Origin of the sequence: Gottfriedia sp. NPDC056225, assembly GCF_042267765.1 — a bacterium.
Classification (GTDB): domain Bacteria; phylum Bacillota; class Bacilli; order Bacillales; family Bacillaceae_G; genus Gottfriedia.
In genome coordinates this window covers 1-14,594 of sequence record NZ_JBHJTJ010000069.1, presented here as the reverse complement: position 1 = coordinate 14,594, position 14,594 = coordinate 1, and the positions used below count along the sequence as shown (strand labels likewise).

16 protein-coding genes are annotated in these 14,594 nt (G+C 30.4%); 1 reads left to right on the top strand and 15 read right to left on the bottom strand.

The features are described 5' to 3' along the window. Positions 1-267: 267 nt before the first annotated feature. From ACFCYN_RS23300 to ACFCYN_RS23280, 5 genes are all read right to left on the bottom strand, one after another. Positions 268-435, bottom strand: a complete 168-nt coding sequence (locus tag ACFCYN_RS23300) for a hypothetical protein (protein WP_172444309.1) — start codon at positions 433-435, stop codon at positions 268-270. A 239-nt stretch (positions 436-674) separates the two neighbouring features. Continuing rightward, positions 675-1,106 carry an ester cyclase gene (locus ACFCYN_RS23295; protein ID WP_375952138.1) on the bottom strand — a complete coding sequence of 144 codons (432 nt, stop codon included), beginning with the start codon at positions 1,104-1,106 and terminating at the stop codon, positions 675-677. A gap of 532 nt (positions 1,107-1,638) precedes the next feature. After that, positions 1,639-3,417: an aminopeptidase P family protein gene (locus ACFCYN_RS23290; protein ID WP_375952135.1), complete on the bottom strand. Its 1,779-nt coding sequence runs from the start codon at positions 3,415-3,417 to the stop codon at positions 1,639-1,641. Next, positions 3,401-4,522 carry an ethanolamine utilization protein EutH gene (gene eutH, locus ACFCYN_RS23285; protein ID WP_375952132.1) on the bottom strand — a complete coding sequence of 374 codons (1,122 nt, stop codon included), beginning with the start codon at positions 4,520-4,522 and terminating at the stop codon, positions 3,401-3,403. The genes ACFCYN_RS23290 and eutH overlap by 17 nt, the downstream gene beginning before the upstream one ends. 39 nt (positions 4,523-4,561) lie before the next feature. Continuing rightward, positions 4,562-5,143, bottom strand: a complete 582-nt coding sequence (locus ACFCYN_RS23280; RefSeq protein WP_098169581.1) for a helix-turn-helix domain-containing protein — start codon at positions 5,141-5,143, stop codon at positions 4,562-4,564. Positions 5,144-5,697: 554 nt separating this feature from the next. Here ACFCYN_RS23280 and ACFCYN_RS23275 point away from each other — a divergent pair. After that, the gene (locus ACFCYN_RS23275) at positions 5,698-6,183 is read left to right on the top strand and encodes a DinB family protein (protein WP_375952129.1); all 486 of its coding nucleotides are present in this window, start codon (positions 5,698-5,700) and stop codon (positions 6,181-6,183) included. 358 nt (positions 6,184-6,541) lie between these two features. Here the strand turns inward: ACFCYN_RS23275 and ACFCYN_RS23270 are convergent, their stop codons facing one another. The 10 genes from ACFCYN_RS23270 to ACFCYN_RS23225 form a co-directional block, all read right to left on the bottom strand. Continuing rightward, complete coding sequence (locus tag ACFCYN_RS23270; protein WP_375952126.1) at positions 6,542-6,904, bottom strand: DUF4259 domain-containing protein; 363 nt, start codon at positions 6,902-6,904, stop codon at positions 6,542-6,544. 648 nt (positions 6,905-7,552) lie between these two features. After that, positions 7,553-7,729, bottom strand: coding sequence for a hypothetical protein (locus tag ACFCYN_RS23265; protein ID WP_375952123.1), 177 nt, complete (start codon positions 7,727-7,729; stop codon positions 7,553-7,555). A gap of 289 nt (positions 7,730-8,018) precedes the next feature. Next, positions 8,019-8,738, bottom strand: coding sequence for an alpha/beta hydrolase family protein (locus ACFCYN_RS23260; RefSeq protein WP_375952120.1), 720 nt, complete (start codon positions 8,736-8,738; stop codon positions 8,019-8,021). A 234-nt stretch (positions 8,739-8,972) separates the two neighbouring features. Then, the gene (locus tag ACFCYN_RS23255) at positions 8,973-9,725 is read right to left on the bottom strand and encodes an SDR family NAD(P)-dependent oxidoreductase (protein ID WP_375952117.1); all 753 of its coding nucleotides are present in this window, start codon (positions 9,723-9,725) and stop codon (positions 8,973-8,975) included. A 396-nt stretch (positions 9,726-10,121) separates the two neighbouring features. Then, positions 10,122-10,382, bottom strand: a complete 261-nt coding sequence (locus ACFCYN_RS23250) for a hypothetical protein (RefSeq protein WP_172444314.1) — start codon at positions 10,380-10,382, stop codon at positions 10,122-10,124. 164 nt (positions 10,383-10,546) lie between these two features. After that, positions 10,547-11,338, bottom strand: coding sequence for a hypothetical protein (locus ACFCYN_RS23245; RefSeq protein ID WP_375952114.1), 792 nt, complete (start codon positions 11,336-11,338; stop codon positions 10,547-10,549). 252 nt (positions 11,339-11,590) lie between these two features. Continuing rightward, a complete protein-coding gene (locus tag ACFCYN_RS23240) occupies positions 11,591-12,235 on the bottom strand; it encodes a hypothetical protein (RefSeq protein ID WP_375952111.1) in 645 nt (214 codons plus the stop codon). A 226-nt stretch (positions 12,236-12,461) separates the two neighbouring features. Then, positions 12,462-13,016 (bottom strand): hypothetical protein, encoded by a 555-nt coding sequence (locus tag ACFCYN_RS23235; protein ID WP_375952108.1) that lies wholly within the window; start codon positions 13,014-13,016, stop codon positions 12,462-12,464. Between the two features lie 186 nt (positions 13,017-13,202). Further along, positions 13,203-13,679, bottom strand: coding sequence for a hypothetical protein (locus ACFCYN_RS23230; RefSeq protein WP_375952105.1), 477 nt, complete (start codon positions 13,677-13,679; stop codon positions 13,203-13,205). 127 nt (positions 13,680-13,806) lie between these two features. Continuing rightward, positions 13,807-14,334 carry a DUF3916 domain-containing protein gene (locus ACFCYN_RS23225; RefSeq protein WP_375952102.1) on the bottom strand — a complete coding sequence of 176 codons (528 nt, stop codon included), beginning with the start codon at positions 14,332-14,334 and terminating at the stop codon, positions 13,807-13,809. Between the last annotated feature and the right edge of the window lie 260 nt (positions 14,335-14,594).

The following is a 14,594-nucleotide window of genomic DNA, read 5'->3' as shown; positions in this document are numbered from 1 at the left end:
GAAATACTATGATCAAATCCTAAATGTTAGATTATTAATATGTATAGAAGCTAATGAAAATAAAAAAGCTACCCAGTAATAATAAGCTAATTTTAGAAAACCAATAGGAAACTATATCTGGTAGAGGATAGAACATATCTCTCAATCTTTTATATTTTTCCCCATATAAAAAATCTTTCTTTCTAACGAATATAACCATATGTATTTGGAAGTATCCAATTAGGAAAAAACCTAAAAAATAAAAGAAATCTTCATTAATAATCATATTTATCGACCTTTTCTTTTTAAATTTAAAAACAATACAATATCAGTAATTAATAATATGAAAAAGTAAATAGACCATCCAATATGATCTGTTAAAAATGTGAGTATACTAATGACAAGTGCAAAAACGCCAAGGCATAAGAATATATTCGAGCCATTAATTTTTTTCATTTTTTCTCCAATTATATCCATAAGAATTTGTTTTAAAAATAATCATTACTAGAAATTTTATCATATTTCTGGTAATGATTATTCAACAAAACTGCCATACTTGAATAAGAAAAAAAGCTACCGAAGCAGCTTAAAGGTTGTTCAACTAATGCATGCTCTAGATGCATATTGTACTTATTTGGTGAATTTATGTATTTTAATTTGTCAATCCACAACATTGAAGGTCTTATGTTGTAGTGTTATTGAACGGACAATTCTTTGTTTCGTTCCAACTGTATACGAATTCCTTCACGGTCAATCTGTATCCAGTATTCAACGATTTTCTCATTTTCGACGCGATAGACAGCACTTGCAATCTCATACACTGGTTTATTAGTTGGTGTAAAATTATCTACTTCACCAATGTGTATCCCAGATTGTTTCCATCTTACATAGACTCGATCATCTTGTGCTATAAACTCTTTTATAGTTAAACTGAATTCTCCATACACTTCGATCATTTCACGAACATGTTCAGCGTAATTGGCTGGTGTTCTTTCTATGCACACTTCATTTTCTGAAGTAATTTGGTGAGCCAAGACACTATCTGCCATTAAATAATGAGCAGCCTCTACTTCCTTTCCAGAACGGACTTTTTCGAAAAATTGCCGAACGACTTTTTCTGCAGACACATTGTTTTCCCCCTTGTTTTTAAAAGAACACCTTATTATAACAAATGCAACTTATCGAAATCATCGATTGTGCCTCTTAGTTAGAGCATATGATAGCTAATTACTATTGAATACTACTCCTCCCCAGTAACCAATGAGTAGGCAATGTAGTTTTTAAAAATACACATAAATTTGGTGGGATTCCTGTTTTAACCGAACAACCATCAATAGGTGAAGTTGCAGAATATAGGTGAAACAGTACATTTTTACCAATAGTTAGCAAAAAAAAGACTACCTAAGTAGTCTGCAGCTATGCAACTAACGCATGCTTTAGTTGAATAAACGTAAAATAATAATTCAAATTAGAATATACTTTTTTTCTCATACTTACTAATTTAATAACTATTCTTGTTACACCAATAATAATTGATAACAATCCTACAACAATCCAAAAATAGATATTATTTAAAAATATTCCAATCAGTAATAATACACCAAATGTAGATAGAATAAATCTATCTAATTAATTTAACCTTATTTTGGCAATATCTATTTATATTTCCCTAGTTTCATCCTTTAGCCATTCTCTCTCTTCTTCATTTAAATAAGGACCCAGCTTTGTAAATACCTCTTGATGATACTTGTTTAACCATTGCTTTTCACTCTCTGTTAACATATCTTTATTTATACCGGCTAAATCAATTGGGCAATACGTGATTGCTTCAAACTTCATAAATTGGCCAAACTCTGTTTTCTCGTCTTCAACTACTAACATCATATTTTCAATTCTAATTCCATATTTACCCTCGAGGTATATTCCCGGTTCATTCGTAATAACCATACCTTTTTCTAAAATAACATTATTATCATCATTCCTTATGCTTTGTGGTCCTTCATGAACATTTAAGAAAAAACCTACCCCATGTCCTGTCCCGCATTTATAGTCCAAACCATACTGCCAAATCGGTTGTCTTGCTAAAACATCTAAGTTAGAGCCTGTTGCTCCGTATAAATATTTTACTGAGCTTAATGCAATAAACCCTTTTAACACCAAAGTAAAATCTCTTTTTTGTTCATCGGTAAGTTTTCCTAAAACAATCGTTCTTGTAACATCTGTTGTTCCATCATAGTATTGCCCACCTGAATCAATTAAAAAAAGACCTTCATTCTTGAGCGTATATTGGGTTACTTTATTAGCTTTATAATGCATCATCGCAGCATGTTCTTTATAACCTGCTATCGTATCAAAGCTAGGTCCGACAAATCCTTCCTGCTCCCTTCTGAAATCTTCTAATCTTTCTTCTGCAGTAATCTCCGTAATTTCTGTATTATCTACAGAGTTTTTTAGCCATTTTATAAATTTCACCATAGCTAAACCATCTTTTATTTCACACCATTTTAAATTTTTTATCTCAACTTCATTTTTAATAGCTTTTAAATTAGTAGTGATGTTAGGGCTTTCAATTTTCTTTGTATTGCTGTTAATGGCATTATAAAATCTGATATTTGTTTTATTTGTATCTAGAATAACCGCATCTCCGTCTAAAAGATTTTCCAATAATGTTTGAATTTCATCACTCGCTTTTAACTCGATTCCATCAGCTTCTAGTTCTAATTTAACCAATGGGGAAACCTTGCAAGAATCAATAAATAAATAACATTTATGTTCTGCTACGATTACATTAGCTATTAAAATGGGATTGTTAGGCACATCTTCTCCTCTTATATTCAAAAGCCATGCAATGTCATCAAGAGAAGTTAATATATAATAATTTCCTCCTTTATTTTTCATTTCTTCTCTTACTTCATTTAATTTTTCTACTCGTGATTTGCCTGCATATTTTACGTCATGTGTAAAAATTTGTCCTTTAGGAATTTCCGGTCTACCTGCCCATATACCATCAATAAAATCTTGATTCATTTTTAATACTATTCTCTTTGCTTTTAGATCTTTTTCCATCTTTTTAACCATATTAATTGAAAAAACATTTCCATCAAAGCCCACAATACTTCCTTCTTTAAGGATATCTGCTAGCCATTCTGTATAAAATGGTACCTCTGGGTCCATCATTCTAAACAATCTGATTCCTGAGTTCTCAAGCTGCTTTTCAGCTTGAATATAGTATCTGCCATCTGTCCATAACCCAGCATCCTCTAATGTAATAACTACTGTACCTGCAGACCCTGTAAATCCTGATATCCATTGTCTACATTTCCAATGTTCCGCTACATATTCACTCTGATGTGCATCAAAACTTGGAATTATATAAGCATCCACTTGATTTTCTTTCATTAGCTGCCTTAACTTTTCGACCCTATCTCTGATGTTCATTACTAATACCTCCATTTTCTTTAAGACTAAATTCTTTATTTTCACGTTCATACAGCCAAACAGCTAGTACTATACTAATGATTCCAGCTGTAAGCTTTGATATTATAAATGCGCCTATCATTTCTGGTGCTACTCCTGACACAAATCCTAGTTGACCACCAAATACAAATGCTCCACTTACACCAAAGGCAGTACATACCATTTTTCCTTTAGGATTCATTTCCTTAAATGCTCCAAATATCAACAAATTACTAGCTAAGCTTCCTAAAATACTTGCTACTGACACTGAATTAATTCCAAACTTCCCCCCTATTTTTTCAAAGCTATTTTTAAAGATTTGATTAATAAGTGCTAACATGGGATATGCTCCACCTAAAACAAGTGCAATCTTGACCACTATAATAGTAGATTCAGAAAGTGGTGCTAATCCTGAGACAAGCCTTACACCAAATATCACATTTATACCTTGTAAAAGTAATCCAACAGTACTCAAACTTACTATAAGCTTTCCAAAGACATTAAAAACTTTTATAAAAACATGAGGAACTTTTAATATTCCTACCCCTAAAATAATGGCAAAAATAAATATAGGGACCAGATTAAAAATTAATAGATTGATATTTATTTTTTGCCATAAGCCTGCTGACAGACATCCTATTGGTATAGTAATAATTCCAACCAACACACCTTTAGAAAAATATTTTTCATCCTCTTTAGATAGCATCCCTAACGCGACAGGTATTGAAAAACTAATTGTGGCTCCTAAAGTAGATGCAATGATGATTCCTGAAAATGATCCCATTTCCTCTGACAATGCTAATTTATTAGCCATTTGATAGCCACCCATATCTACAGCTAAAAATGCTGCTGGAACTATAGAGGGATCTAGGTGAAAAACTCTACAGATTGGAATAATCACAACAGATAAAAAATTTGTAAATATAGGAACTAAAGAAATTATTCCTATCATTCCAAGCCCTAAAGTCCCCATGGTCTTTATGCCTTCCTCAAATTTCCCACCCAGTTTCAAATGATTTCCGGTAATATAATCAATAGCTCCAATTACAAAAAAAGAACCAATTAAATACAATATTAATTTATCCATTGTTATTATCACTTTCTATTAATTTATATAATGTCTTTACTAGTCAGCATCTGTATTATCAAATCCTCTATTGTAGAGATAATTAGGCGTATTAACAGCTATAAGCTTGACTTTTTTATTCGTGTAATTAGCCCAATTGTGTGCAATATTTGAGTCCATATGAATACTGTCACCAGGATATACTTCATGCCTCGTATCATTTATGTAAACTGTTAATATACCCTCTAAAACATATACGAACTCTTCTCCCTCATGCTTATAGGATAATATTTCTTCATCTTTCTTTTGAGGAAGAATTTCTATAAGCCTTGGAACAAGTTGTTTATTTTCCAAATCTGTACTTAAACTATACTTAATAAAACCTCCTTCTACCGAATCCATTATTTCTTGTTCATAACTTCTCAAAACCATATCTTTCCTTTTAAGTGGGTAATCAAAAAAATGTGTTAAATGCACCCCCAAAGTATCAGCTAGTTTTTCAAGTGAATCAACTGCTATTGTAGTCAGTCCCCTTTCTAATTGAGATATAAATCCAATAGATAGTTCACTTTTTTCACTTAACTCTTTCAAAGTAATACCTTTTTCAGTCCTCAATTTCTTTATTTCCATTCCAATATTCATCACATCACCTCGAATTTCATTTTCATGAATAATATAATACACATAAGAGTAATAATCAATCTTTCGTGAAATAAATTTCATATATATGAAAATACCTAATTAACATTATCATATATACTCTCAAAAAATTTCCGCATCATTCCACCCTCTGCACAAAAAAGACGCTTGATCAATTAGATCAATGCGACTAAATTGTTAAATAAAAGTACGAAAAATGTGTTATCTTATTGTACCTTGCTCAACTAAATTACCAATAGCTATGAATTTCATTCTGTAATTTAATCTCAATAATGAACCAGCCATATTAGAATAACGTATTATCTAAATTTATTTAAAATCATGGTACTAATTACGATAATTTTTCATTTCTTATGCAACTAATCTACCATTATGTTGAAGAAGAAAAAGCAATCTTCTATTGAAATATCGCATGCTTTTTATTCAACAAGGAATTTAACCGTTGCTTGTTGAAATACTCATAGTTAGCGAATTTTGGAAATATCCTCATTAACCATTACCATTGCTTAATTTTCTATAAGTAGGAGGCGTTATAATTGCAAATGTTTTTTAGATATAATTGGTCGGTAAGAGAAGAATGGTATAGGTGGTGTGAAGAGTTAAGTGAAGAAGAACTACTGTTGACCCGATCTGGTGGAATGGGAAGTATTTTACATACACTTTTTCATATAGTTGATGTAGAGTGGAGCTGGATTCGTACCATACAAGGCAAATCTGATTTTCAAGAGAGTTTCGATGCTTATAAAAGCTTAGATAAAGTTCGAGAATTGGACGCTAAATTCCATATTGAAGTGAAAAACTTTGTAGACAACTGGGATCATGAAATGGAAAATCGTTTATTTTACGATACCTTACCAGATGGAAAAAATGTGACGGATACTTGGGGTGAAATCATTAGACACACCATTGCACATGAAATTCACCATATAGGACAATTATCAATTTGGGCAAGGGAAATCGGGAAACCACCTGTTTCTGCAAATCTAATTGGACGGGGTCTTGCCACTCATTCGAATAAATAATTAACAAGGAAAATCGTTTAATCGATTTCTGCTTTAAGTATAAGTTCTAGCTACCATCGCAGGTAGCTTTTTTAAATTAATTGCCCTGTATATTGGGTTCTTTTACTTCCAATAACATTTAGCGCTGTATTTTTTATGCTTTTTATTATTTGGATTTTTCTTTATGCAACTTTAGGACTTAATTTAGATTTAGCAAATTCTTTTGCTTCGAAACACACGTCAATCGGTTATTCCTTGTAAAAATCATCACATCGTTTACAGTTTATTTATTCTACTAAACTGCCATTTACTTGAATAAAAAAACGATCCTTCGAAATCGGAGAATCGCATCAGTTAGTTGCATAAGCACGGTAACTATTTATAATAATTTAAGTAGCTTTTCTTTAAAATTGTTTAATACTTTTTTTCTTTCTTCATAATCTTCTTTCTCAGCTGATTCTTCCCAAAGTTCAAGATCTGCTCCACGTTCTATTAATTCAATTATACTTTTTCTTAAATGATCTTGTAGGCAATTTTTCTCCATCTGAATTGCAGACAAACCAATATATACTAACGATAATACTTCCAAATCCTCATTTATATTGTATTCTTCTAAATACTCTTCCAAAATTATCTTTGTTGCTTCTTCAACTGTTTTACCTTCTTCTAAGTAATCAATAAAATCATCTCTTACATCACAAGAAGTATCATCATCAAAAACTCCTGTACCCCAAGCTCCCATAATTAAAACACATACTCCTATTTTATATTATTTTTTTATTATATCATCAGGTTGGTCACTGAAAAGAGCTTTAACTAATTAAACTAAACTGCCATTTAGCTCAATAAAAAAAATCGACCATTACAGCCGATCTTGTTGTTCAACTAACTCATGATAAGAATATTCTCACCTTCATACTATTCTTGTATGTTCACCGATAAAAACAGTCTTAGTTGTTTTGTTTGTTTCAAAATCATAATTTATGTATTCTTACTTATTCATCTACCAAGCTGTTAAAAAATATGATAAGAAAAAGGTTGGTGAAAAATTATGTTCGAATCAATAATTCTTATAATAATTGGACTTATATTTTTTCCGTTAGGATGGTTCTTCTGGAATATGAATGTAAGTGAGTACGATCCATTCCTAGCTCTGCTCATTTGGATTATTGGCTTTTTGATGTTGCCATTAGGTATCCTCGCTCTATTTAACCATGAAATCTTAAATATGGTTTTTGACAAACTCTCACATTTTCATTTACTGCACCATTAGGTCATTATTAAATCTTTTTATTCAACTCTTCTGCCATTTTGTTAAATAAAAAAAATCGACAAAACAGCCGATCTTTTTATTCAACTTAAGCATGCATTAGTTGAATTAGATTTAATGTTATTTCTTTTCTAGATTGCTAATTCTCTGTTCTATTTCTGCAATTTTTGTTTTTGAAATGGACGAATTATTCACCACAAATAACAAAATATTTTTCACAATTTTAACTACAACAAATACAAATAAACAGATAAGCACCAAACTAATTAGTGCTCCATATACATTAAAATTACTCATTTTTAACTCTCCTTTAACTTATATAAACCAATTATAATGTTAATTGATATAAATACCAAAATAAGGAAATTAATCAATCGTATAAAATTAAACGACAAATTACAACAACACATTTTTAATGTTAATTTTATATTAACATCAAACTGTTATTTAACTATACTGCCATTTACTTCATTAAAAAATGAGCCACTTCTGTGACTCATGATCTTCAACTATCGCATCAGTTAGTTGCATAAGATTTTATCAATTAAAATTAAAAAATGATAGGTGTTTAAATAAAAACTAAATTTCATATCGGGTTATTGTAGTTAGTTTCTAACCAATCTATAAGGTCTACGACCATTGAATCAGTCACTGAGTGATTAACATTTTCATATGTAATGAATTTGACTCTTTTTGCTTCTTCTATGTTTATCAAATGTCTATAAAATTCTTGTTGACCCCCAATTGGGACAATTTGATCGCTTTCACCATGTAAAAACAAAACGACTCCATCTTGTTGAATTTTTTTAAATCTAGGATCGTATTGCTTAATTAAGTTCAATTCATCCATTTCTAAAGGTTTTCTCAAATCCATTTCTCTTAAAATGTTTTCTGAGGTGGCAAACGAACTTGAACCATTTACATTAATCAATCCAGCATATTTTATATCTGAAAAGAAAATTCCACTCGCTATAAAGCCACCCATTGAACTACCATAGAGAATTACATTTTCTGTATCAATTCTCAAACTCTGTATTAATCCATTTACTTCATCAATACTTTTAAAAACAGTCTTCCAAAAATAATTTTGCATCGTACTCTTTTCGAATGGATTATTTAATGGTTGTCTAGTGTCGTGATATATAATTTCTGGAATGACTACATTAAATCCTCTATTTGCAATCTCTTCACCGATTACTACTTGTGAATCAATTATAGAACCCCATCCATGATACATTATGACAGTTTTGTTCTTTGAAAAATTATTAGCTTTAATGTATTTGAATTTTGGTATCTTTGCTTGCATCGTTTTCACCTTACTGTGCTTTAATATAACTACTTTTAATTCAAAAGAATTATGTTCCATTTCCAGTTTATCTTAATTAACTTAATATTTAAATTAATTTCCTTATACAACTAATCTGCCATTTACTTGAATAAAAAAACGAGCAGCAAGGAACAGCTCGTGAACTTCAACTAATGCATCAGTTAGTTGAATAAGAAGAAATATTAAACAATAACTAAAGAATAATATACTTTATTATCTTCCCCCACTAACATTAATAATTTCTCCTAATATGTAATTTGAAGATTCAGAAGCTAGAAATGCAATACATTCTGCAATCTCAATTGGTTTAGCGATTCTTTTTATCGGAATCGATGCAGACATACGAGTAAGACGGTCATCGTTTGGTGCGAATTTTTCATGAAAAGGTGTTTCAACGACACCTGGTGCCACACCATTCACAATAATTCCATGTTCAATCAGTTCCCTAGACATACCAATCGTCATCGTATTTAAAGCTCCTTTTGTGGCAGCATAATGAATGCTTTCTCCAGCTCCTCCAATACGTGCTGCAGTTGAAGATATGTTGATAATCTTCCCTTTCCCTTTCGGTATCATGTGTTTTAAGACAGCTTGCGAACATAAAAGCACACTTGTAATATTCAGCTTATATGTTTCTTCCCACAAGTCTTCACTTGCATCAATAAATGTACTCTGGCGAATACCACCTGCTGCATTATTTACTAAGACATCTATCTTTCCGAGTGAATTAATTGCATGCTCAACCATTGCATTCACTTCTTCTTTTATTGTAACATCAGCTTTTATTGCTATTGCTTCTCCGCCCATTTCTTTTATATGATATACGACTTCAGTTGCACTTTCTTCATTCGAACGGAAGTTTACAATAATTTTCGCTCCTTTTGATGCAAGCAATTCTGCTGTAGCACGTCCAATACCTGAACTTGCTCCTGAAATCAAGATAACTTTTCCCTTCAAATCTTGCATAATTAAATTTCCCCCTAAATATTTGAATAAATATCATTTTTTTCTAAAAATTTTTATCTTTATTATATCTTTTTATGCAACTAAACTGCCATTTAGCCACCCATGCAGCGCAAGCGCTGCACCACAGCGAATGAAAATATATGGAAAGTGTCTATACTGATACTGACTTTATCCAGTCAACTGTAATCACAAGGCTTTTTAGATAACTCTACTCTTTTTTTTTAACGATTGAGCAGAGTTTTCTTAAGTATTGTCATTTTGTTATATCAGAACTAACTAATTTTCATGGTAGCTGTATAAGAAAAACGATCCTTCGTTATTGAAGAATCGCATCCGTTAGTTCAATAAGCTTATGTCTCAAATACACTATTAATTAACTAAAGAAATGGGTGGTTACTATTCTCCGCCATCATCCCCATCGTCACTTTCACCGTTATCATTACTTTCGTTGCTATCTTTCTCATCGAAAAAATCATTTATTCTATCTATCAGACTTTCCTTCTGATTTTCATTGTCGTTTAAATGATTATTATTTAAAAAGCTAGATATAGTAAATACTTGAATTGACTGTTTTTTGTATCTTGCCATAAGGTAAAGAGCTATAACAATTATAATCAGAACGTTTAACATTAATAGTGCTATAACACCCTTATTCAAAATGTAAACAACTCCTTACTTGTCCTTTATTAAACAATATGAAATTTTTATATTTTAAATTACATATTTTAAAGGCCTAAAAACATACCCTCAATGAACTATCAAATACATAAATAAAAAGCAGCAAATGGCTGCTCTTGTTCTTCAACTAATGAGTTTACAATTTATGCATATCCTCCACCTTTAATTCGCCATTTGCCATTTTTACTATCCCTAACCAGAGTCCAACTAAAATTAACCATAGTTTTATTCGGTTCCCAACCTCCAACAACTGAAGGACCAGTTTTAATAGTAGCATAGACCACAATAGCATTTTTATCTTCCATATAAGCTTCAATTGTATCTGCATCTATCGCTTGAAACTCTGAATAGTGTAGTTCCGTAATTGTGCACCCTTCATTATTTTCATCTTTCTTGAAATCTTTCTTGACGGTTTCGAACGCTGTCTTTATATCGTTCTTCGTTAACTTTTTAGATTGTCCTATTCTCACTTTTACATTATCCGCATCAGTATAATTATCTTCTGTTTGTTTAACTCTCCATTTTCCCTTTTCATTATTTCTTATCAAAGTCCAAGTGTATTTAGTCTGAGTTGAATTCGGCTTCCAACTTCCATTACCACCAGAAGAATCGACTTTAAAGTTTGAAAGCAAAACAAGTACATTTTTGTCACCAACAACTGTTTCATAACCCCCACCATAGTTCATATATTCTTTAGTTACCGCAAGAGAATCTTTTTCTGAATACCATATATCTGTCAATGTGCATCCTTTATAACTTTTGAATTGTTCTTTTACCGTACTGACTGCTGCATTTATTTCGTCTTTAGTGAACTGATTAGATTGTCCTATTTTTACCTTTACAGTTTCAGCATTTGTTTGTTGCTGATAGATTAGGATTGAGATTCCAACAACTAGTAATAGAAAAAGAGCGAGAAAACGTTTCTTGTTTTTCATAAATTGTACCCCTATTTTATTTTTTGTTTTTTGTTGAACGAAGCTTCCAGTAACTTCCACAAAGTTAATTATACAGAATATCCAACTATTGTTACTTGGGGAAATTTCGCCTTTTTTCTACAAAAAAAATAAAGTATTTATTCAACTAACCTGCCATTTAGCACAACACAAAAAATCGACCATACAGCCGATTATTTTGTACAACTAATGCATTAGTTAGTTGCATAAGAAACGTAGTAGATATTATAAGTATTAATAAATATTATGCTTTTTTTCGCAATACTCAACTATATATTCATAAATACCTTTATTGCCATTCTTTAGGTACCCTGTTTTACCTTTACTTATTAATTCCGTAGCACTATTTAATGCATTTATGTAGTTTCCAGTTTGTATATTAGCTAACATTTTTATTAGTTCTTCATATAAAAAATCTGATTGTTGTAATATGAATTTATTAAAGTTATCTACTTTTTCAATCGATTTAATAAATGTCTCGTAAGTATCGATAAATCCTACTACGGTTTGTCGAATATCATCTTCTATATTCACTAAACTGTTTTCAACAATATTAATCTCTTTGATTCTATATCTTGGAGCTACAAATGCTCCCACTGCTCTTAAACTCATAGGTGCTTTAGCATTTCCCTCCATATCAAAAATTTCCCAAAATAGATCATCGTAGCTATATGGCTTTATATTACAAGAGATATTAATCGAAATTACATCATCTTCCGTATGATGTGTTGAATAGACTCCTTCTACAAAAAAATCTCCTTCTTTTTTAAATAAACAAATCGACCTTTTTTTTAATCCAAATTCTTTTGACAACTCTCTCATAGACTTTTCTTGAATTTTTTCAATTTCTTTAAAAAGAGCTTTCCGTTCTTTTTTCAAAATTAATCCACACCTTATCTAATTTAATTCTTAAATAAAGTCTATTTAAAACCTCATATAAGCAATAATATTTTAACAAAAATTCGTATTATTATCACACGGCTTACCAAGAATCCTTATTGAACTATACTGCCATTTACTTCAATAAAAAATGAGCCACTTCTGTGACTCATGATCTTCAACTAATGCATCATTTAGTTGCATAAGGTTGCCCCTTTATTTTTATTTACAAAAAAGGTAAGTAGTCTTCTTGATAACTTAATTTTGTTTGTTCGTAAGATGGAATTTCTAGAATTTCTACATTCATAACAACCTTATAAAAAAATTCTTTAATAAAGATTTTTACACAGTTTTTAATTTCAAGCACATCCAAACTCTCTAACGTTTTTGTCCACATATCAATATAAATCGGTTTATGATTTTTTTTATTTGTTGGGGCAAAATTCTTAACCTGATGCAAAATATCTTCATCATCTCTTGGATATATAAAACTATAATAAATATCAGAGTTACTATTTACAAAGGTTTCAATTTCAGTGTAATACTCCTCGTCCTCTTTTTTATCAAGTACATTTTTCAAAAGATGTTCAAGGGATGATTTTGTAGTAATTTCAAAATGCCCCAACGATTCCGTTGCATTTTCGTCTGAATAAATTGTAACTTCATCGTTACAACTTTTTTGACAAAAATTATAATGTCCATACCAAAAATTCATATGCCGAATATTTACATAAACTGTATTTATACTACTCACCTCTTTTACTTTTCCTGGTTCTTTCATTATTATTTTATTTCCTCTTCTAACCAACTTTTTTAATAAAATTATACCTTTTTTTTATTTTCTTATTGTACTATCCTGCCATTTTGTTGAAAAAAAAAAAATCGACTAAACAGCCGATCTTGTTGTTAAACTAATGCATGCGTTAGTTGCTTAAGTCATTCTAAAGGTGTTAGCTAACATATTAAACTATTTTATTTCTTTGATTGTAATTGAATGCAGAGAATTTTTTAAACTATTCACCACAGTAATTCTTAAATTAGTATCTGGAATTATAAACTTATTAATTTTACCATTCTTTGATTTAAACGAAATTCTTCCATAATCATGAAAAAATGTATGAAAAGTTTTATTTTTACTAGTTTGAATTTCTTCAATCGATTCCGTTAATAACTTAAAATTATGGCTTTTATGTAGAACACTTTCTATTTCTCCACTCTCAAATTTCAGATCAATTTCAGCTTCATATAAAGCTTGTTTTTTTTCTATTTTTTTAAACCAATACCAAAATAAAATGCCAAATCCACTTAATTGATTAAAGTAAGCATCACGACTAAAGTATTGACCTCCAATTTTAATAAAATATAAATATTCTTCAGAAACAAATACTTTATAATAAACATCAGTTCCTAATTGTCTAGGTTTTAAAAGATAAACAGAAATCATATTAATTTTCCTCATTGGCTAATTATATTTGCAAGATAAAATCTTATTAAATAATCTTCAACTAACGCATGCGCTAGTTGCATTATTATTATAAAAATAACAAGCTTATTGTAAAATGGTGTTGGACTTAAATATTTGGGCTACCAATTAACCAGACCTCTATATCTCCATCATCAGCATCTTCGTATCCTATAACTTTTAACTCTTTGGGAACAGTTAATGAATAGTTTTCGCTAAAATGGTTTGTATTAAAAATCGGATTAAATCGATGTTCGTTTGTTTTTCTACCCAGTAGTCCATCGTAATAACTTTCCATACCAGTTTTTGTATAAATGATAATTACTTGAGCATATGGTAAATCTGGAAATAAAAAACTACAGAATATCCGATATTCTTTTTCGTTTCCTGTTTTAAGTGAATTTAAATATCCAACAAAATCAATGACTGATTGAAAAAAACTATTTTTGACTTTTTGGCGATAACTGCTGAAACCAGGGAATATCCTTTCAAATAACAACTCATATGATTGGTATCCTATATAATTATCACTTGTGTCTTTAGGAATTGGTAATACGCCCTCACGTTCCAAAATGTATTTATTAAAAGTTCTGAACCGTCTTCTTAAACCTCTAATTTTCTTCTTTTTTCCATGCATTACGATTAACGTCCTCGCTGTATTATTTTAATAACTTATTCCATATTAACAAAATTAATTAGAAATTATATCATTTCCTTATTCAACCAATCTGCCATTTAGTCCAATAAAAAAGGCCGCCGAAGCAGTCGATCATTGTTCAACTAATGCATGAGTTGAACAACTCTTTAGTTTTTAAGCTCCATAAAATGAGTTGAATTTGAATAAAAATCTCCCTTAAAAAATCCACTGGAAATATAAAATTTATCAGCTTGTTCGGT

Bases quoted from the DNA above. Each gene is read 5' to 3' on its own strand.
- ACFCYN_RS23300 (WP_172444309.1), bottom strand. From the start codon at position 435: ATGAAAAAAATTAATGGCTCGAATATATTCTTATGCCTTGGCGTTTTT.
- ACFCYN_RS23290 (WP_375952135.1), bottom strand. From the start codon at position 3,417: ATGAACATCAGAGATAGGGTCGAAAAGTTAAGGCAGCTAATGAAAGAA.
- eutH (WP_375952132.1), bottom strand. From the start codon at position 4,522: ATGGATAAATTAATATTGTATTTAATTGGTTCTTTTTTTGTAATTGGA.
- ACFCYN_RS23280 (WP_098169581.1), bottom strand. From the start codon at position 5,143: ATGAATATTGGAATGGAAATAAAGAAATTGAGGACTGAAAAAGGTATT.
- ACFCYN_RS23270 (WP_375952126.1), bottom strand. From the start codon at position 6,904: ATGGGAGCTTGGGGTACAGGAGTTTTTGATGATGATACTTCTTGTGAT.
- ACFCYN_RS23265 (WP_375952123.1), bottom strand. From the start codon at position 7,729: ATGAGTAATTTTAATGTATATGGAGCACTAATTAGTTTGGTGCTTATC.
- ACFCYN_RS23260 (WP_375952120.1), bottom strand. From the start codon at position 8,738: ATGCAAGCAAAGATACCAAAATTCAAATACATTAAAGCTAATAATTTT.
- ACFCYN_RS23255 (WP_375952117.1), bottom strand. From the start codon at position 9,725: ATGCAAGATTTGAAGGGAAAAGTTATCTTGATTTCAGGAGCAAGTTCA.
- ACFCYN_RS23245 (WP_375952114.1), bottom strand. From the start codon at position 11,338: ATGAAAAACAAGAAACGTTTTCTCGCTCTTTTTCTATTACTAGTTGTT.
- ACFCYN_RS23235 (WP_375952108.1), bottom strand. From the start codon at position 13,016: ATGAAAGAACCAGGAAAAGTAAAAGAGGTGAGTAGTATAAATACAGTT.
- ACFCYN_RS23230 (WP_375952105.1), bottom strand. From the start codon at position 13,679: ATGATTTCTGTTTATCTTTTAAAACCTAGACAATTAGGAACTGATGTT.
- ACFCYN_RS23225 (WP_375952102.1), bottom strand. From the start codon at position 14,334: ATGCATGGAAAAAAGAAGAAAATTAGAGGTTTAAGAAGACGGTTCAGA.